Source organism: Streptomyces sp. NRRL S-495 (assembly GCF_000966955.1).
GTDB lineage: Bacteria > Actinomycetota > Actinomycetes > Streptomycetales > Streptomycetaceae > Kitasatospora > Kitasatospora purpeofusca.
The window spans coordinates 1-4620 of record NZ_JZWY01001137.1; the positions used below are offsets into that span (position 1 = coordinate 1).

Annotated in this window: 2 protein-coding genes and 1 pseudogene; 1 reads left to right on the plus strand and 2 read right to left on the minus strand. The window is 75.3% G+C overall.

Annotated features, from left to right (window positions below):
- Nucleotides 1-130: 130 nt before the first annotated feature.
- Both VR45_RS50930 and VR45_RS50935 read right to left on the minus strand, forming a co-directional pair.
- Nucleotides 131-595 (minus strand): RICIN domain-containing protein, encoded by a 465-nt coding sequence (locus VR45_RS50930; protein WP_078897511.1) that lies wholly within the window; start codon nt 593-595, stop codon nt 131-133.
- A 622-nt stretch (nt 596-1217) separates the two neighbouring features.
- A pseudogene (locus VR45_RS50935) lies at nt 1218-1862 on the minus strand (sigma-70 family RNA polymerase sigma factor); the annotation flags it as partial.
- 1394 nt (nt 1863-3256) lie between these two features.
- On the opposite strand from VR45_RS50935, the gene VR45_RS39890 reads away from it, so the two are divergent.
- Nucleotides 3257-4620: M4 family metallopeptidase (locus VR45_RS39890; RefSeq protein WP_045944870.1), on the plus strand; the 1364-nt coding region annotated here is incomplete at its 3' end.

Here is a 4620-nt window from a genome sequence, read left to right on the forward strand (position 1 = left end):
GCCCAACGCCGCGCGCTGATGCGGCGCGAATTGTCAGACAACCCCTAGACAGGGTCCCGCGCCGCGAAGCCGCCAACGGTCGAGGGCACGCCGCTGCTCCCCTCCGGACCGGACCGGACCGGACCTGGGCTCACAGGCGGAAGGCGGCGGCCGGTCGGCAGGCCGGGTCCGATGTGCAGCTGGCGGCGCGCAGTTGCAGGATCTCGTCCACCTTTCCGGTGCCCTCGGCGGCGAGGAGCAACCCGGAGGAACGGTGGCGGAGCGCGCTCTCCCCGCCGGTGAGGTCGACGAGCTGCCAGGACTGGCGGGCACTCCCGTCGCACACCTGCTGGGCGACGGCGGTCCCGGCGGTTCCGGCCGCTTCCAGGCAAGCGCTGTTCCCGGCGCCGATGAGCTGGACGCCGCCGGAGCGGTCGGCGCGCACGATCCAGACCTGGTCCTCCGAGCCCGTGCAGGGCGTGAGGAACGGCAGGCCGGTGCTCGTCTCCCGGTCCTCGGCCTCGCCGCAGGTGCCCGGTGCACCCGGACCGGCCCGCAGCGCTCGGGGCGCTCGGCGGAGTGGTTCCGGAGGGGGACGCGGAGGCGCTCGGGACACCCTTGGCCGGGGCGGGGGACGAGCCCGGGCCGGGGGACGAGCCCGGAGCGGGCGGGGCGGCCGACGGTTGGGCGGTCGGTGGTGGGGCGACCGGGGGGAGCGTGACGGTGGCGAGGTCGATCGGACGGTCCGGCTCCCCGTCCGTCGGGGTGCGGGCCGGGCCGGGTGGCGACAGGTGCGAGGGACGCTCCGGGGGCGAGGACAGGAGGAGCGGCGTCAGGACGAGCGCCGCGAGGACGACGGTGCCGGTGGCGAGGGCGCCCACCACGACCTTCGAGGAGCCGGTGGGCGAGCCGGCGGCAGGTGGCGCGTGGTGCGGTGGTGGCACGTTCGACGGACCGGGGCCTGCCCCGGCGGGTGGCACGAACGGCGGCGCTGCCGCGCCGACGACGGGCCAGGGGCCGACGAACGCCACCGCGGCGAGCCGCAACCGCCGGTTGACGTCCCGTAGTTCCTCGTCGCAGCGGCGGCAGTCCGGGCACTCGTCGAGGTGCCGGACCAGCGCCTTGGACCTCCGCTGGTTGCTCCCGCGGACCTGGGCGGCGAGCCGGCCCGAGAAGGCCTGGCACTCGGCCGACTGCGCCCTGGACAGGTGCGCCGTCAGGTAGGCCGTGCGCAGGCCCTCCCGGGCCCGCGCGGCGAGCGAGGAGACCCCGCTCGCCGAGAGGCCGAGCAGCAGGGCCACCTTCTCCGCGGGCAGGTCCTCGACCACCGAGTGCCACAGCACCGACTGCCACCGCTCCGGGAGCGAGCGGAACGCCGCGACGATCAGCTCGTGCTCGGCGGAGGTGGCGAGGATCTGGTCGGGGGAGAGGGCGTGCTCGGCCTCGTCGGCCCAGTCCTGGACGTCGTCGGTGGGGAAGGAGCGCCGGTCGCTCGTCGCCCACGCCGCCGCGGTGTTGCGGACGACCGTCAGGAGGTAGGGGCGCCAGCTGTCGGTCGGCCCGCTGCCCGCCCGCACGGCGGCCAGGGTCCGGACGAAGGCCTCGCTCGCCAGGTCCTCGGCGCGGTGGTCCAGGCCGCCGAGCGAGCGCGCGTAGCCGAGCGCGGCGCGGTGGTGACGCTCGAACAGGGTCCCCACCACGCCGTCGTCCCCGGCCCGCAGACGGGCGATCAGCGCTGCGTCGGAGTCGGTGTCCGTGCCGGTGTCCGAATCGGTGGCCGAGCCGGTGTCCGTGCCGGAGGAGGATGGGGCGGGCGCGTCGGCGGTCCCGAGGGGGAGGGCGGGCTCGGGGGTGTCGTCGGCCGGATGCGGCGGCTGGGGCATGGTGGTCCTTGGAGGGTGCGGACGTTCGGTGGATCGTGGGGCGCGGGTGGCTCAGGGCCCCGCACGGACGGTCGGAGGGGTGGTGCGCCGTCCGGTGGCGGGAGCCTTCGGGGCGTGCGGCCGCGCCCGGTCCGCCTCCGGGCAGCGATGTTGGCGCAGCCATGCGCTCCGGCGGCCGGTCCGGCGACGATGCGTCACCGGGGCGTCGGCGTCGGCGGCATGACAGGTCGGCACGGCGCACTCCTCGGTTCGGGGGACTCGGACAGGGGGAGTAGGGATCGCCGTCCGCGTCCCGCTGCGTTGCGAGATCGTTACCCACCGGCCGTGGCGGACCCCGGGGCCGGCCGCGGGTGACGGGCGACGGGCGGGGAGGTCGGGCGACAGGCAGCATGGGTGGCCGCCTTTCCCGGAATGGGGCGGGGTCCGCAAGAGTAATCACAGATCGGCGCAGCGGGGAAATGCGGCCGGGCTCTTTCCCGGTTGCGCGGGGCATCGGCCGCCCACGGGTTCACGGCCGGCGCGATCGAATCCCGGAATCGGAATTCCCGCGTCGCCCGGGAGCCTCCGTCGACCTTGCGCCGGTCTCCACCCGGGGTGACGGCCGGTAGTGGGACGGCTCCCTGGCGGTACAGCCGGGCCGGTGCTGCCAAGGATTCCGTCGGCGGAGGTGGCGCTACCCAGGGTTACGGACAGGGGTACCTACGGTTCCGCGGACCCGTGCGAACTTGGGTGGCCGTGATGCTGGACCGGCCCGGGTGCGCCTGCTTTCCTGGAAAAGGCAATACCCCGGGACGGTCGGGTGCGGCACCGAGGAGAATTGCCGTGGCCACGAGAATTCGGCCCGGTGCGAGCCGCTCCACCGCCACTTCTCTGCGGTGCTGCCGGTGCGACACGGTCCGGACGCTCGACTGCCGGCAGATCCTGGAGTGCTGTTCCGGCGAATGACCGTTCGCCCGGCCCGCCGACCGCTCGCCCGGCGCGCCGATCCGGGCTCCGACCGCATCCGGCCATTGCGGCCGCTGTCGCCCCGGACCCTCCCCACGGGTCCGGGGCATCGACGCGCCCCGGCGGTGGGGTGCGCAGCTCCTCTTCACACATGCCCCGATCGGCCCTCCGGCCCGGCCCGGCCCCGGAGCGGGGTCCTGCGGAAGATCCGCCGGTGGGAACGCGGGCCGTGTCGGGTCTTGGCGTATCAGGCCGGTTCGCACCGGGCATGGTGACATGTTCGCGCGAACATGCCACGCTTCGTCGAGCCTGCCGAACTCGTCACGTGGCCCGTGGGGAGCGGCAGTTGCCTGTACGCCGTCGCCCGGACGGCGACCGGACAACGTCGTCCGGCGCATCCGGGCCCCGAGGCCGGGCCCGACGCCGGCCACCCCCCCCGAGGAGTTTCCTTGACACCTCGCACCCACCGGACAGCCGGAGCGTGCGCGCTCGCGCTCGGCGTCTCCCTCATCACCGCCGTGCTGCCGCCCGGTGCCGCCACAGCCGCACCGGTCACCTCCGGAACCGCCACAGCCGGGCCGGTCACCCCCGGCTCCACCACCGTGACCGCCGCCGGGCGCGTCGGCCCCGGCCCGGGCGTCCCCGGCGTCCCCGCCCCCCGGGCGGGCGCCGCACCCGCACCGCTGGACCGGGAGGAGCAGGCCGCGCTGACGGCCGGCGCCCGGACCCGCCGCTCGGCCACCGCCGGAGCCCTCGGTCTCGGCCCCGAGGAGGAGTTGGAGCCGAAGTCCGTCAGCAAGGACACGGACGGCACGCTGCACACCCGGTACGACCGCACCCTCGCCGGACTCCCGGTCCTCGGCGGCGACCTGGTGGTCCACACGGCCGCCGACGGCACCGTCAAGGACGTCGACAGGGCCACCGGCGCCACCCTCGCGGTCGGCCCCGCCCTGGCGGCCGTCACCGCCGGGACCGCCAACGCCCGCGCGCTGGAGCGTGCCGGGGCCGAGGGGGTGAGCGCTGCGGCGGTCACCTCCGTCCGCGAGGTCGTGTGGGCCGCGACCGGTCGGCCGGTGCGGGCCTGGGAGAGCGTCGTCGGCGGGGTGCAGGGCGACGGCACCCCGTCGGAGCTGCACGTCATCACCGATGCCGGCACCGGCGCCCACCTCTTCGACTACCAGGACGTCAGGAACGGCACCGGCCACAGCCAGTACTCCGGCGACGTCACCCTCGGCACCACGGCGGCCGGCGGCACCTACAGCCTGACCGACGGCGCCCGCGGCGGGCACCGGACCTACGACCTGGAGCACGCCGAGGACGACCGCGCCACCGGCACGCTGTTCACCGACGCCGACGACGTCTGGGGCAACGGCCGGCCCGACCACCCGCAGACCGCCGGTGCCGACGCCGCCTACGGTGCGCAACTGACCTGGGACTACTACAAGGACGTCCAGGGCCGTGACGGCATCCGGAACGACGGTGTCGCCGCGACCAGCCACGTCCACTACGGCAGGGGCTACGCCAACGCCTACTGGTGGGACGTCTGCTTCTGCATGACCTACGGCGACGGCGACTACGACGCCCACCCGCTCACCTCGATCGACGTGGCCGCCCACGAGATGACGCACGGCGTCACCGCCAACACCGCCGGCCTGGTCTACAGCGGCGAGTCCGGCGGCCTCAACGAGGCGACCTCCGACATCATGGCCGCCGCCGTGGAGTTCTGGGCCGGGAACTCCGCCGACCCGGGGGACTACCTGCTCGGCGAGAAGATCGACATCAACGGCGACGGCACGCCGCTGCGCTACATGGA